General features: G+C 37.3%; 1 pseudogene. It reads right to left on the reverse strand.

The features are described 5' to 3' along the window. A pseudogene (locus A1D25_RS05045) lies at positions 1-359 on the reverse strand (hypothetical protein); the annotation flags it as partial.

The raw sequence follows: 359 nt of genomic DNA on the forward strand, positions 1-359 counted from the left end.
TGATAGCATTTTCAGTAAATGGTGTCGTTGATTGTGGTACGGTAACTTTAGGTAGATTTGTTTGTATCACTTCAGGCTTAAATAAAGAAACATCTGTTATTTCATTTGCTACCAAAGATTGATCTACCACCACAGGTTCTGTTGTAGATTGTTCTGGTGAAACTGCTTTTAAGCCCTTAATTGTTGGGCGAGTAAAGACAGAGACATCGGTAAACTGCTGATTTGTGGCACTCGGTTCAGAATGAGATGTCGCATCAATCTCTTCTTGAATATCATCAGCTTCAGCCGTATTTTGTGATTCTGTATATTCTTCGGATTGAGAACTTTGTGATTGCTTATTTTCAGTGATCCAATCATAT

This window comes from Ursidibacter arcticus (assembly GCF_009761375.1).
Taxonomy (GTDB): domain Bacteria; phylum Pseudomonadota; class Gammaproteobacteria; order Enterobacterales; family Pasteurellaceae; genus Ursidibacter; species Ursidibacter arcticus.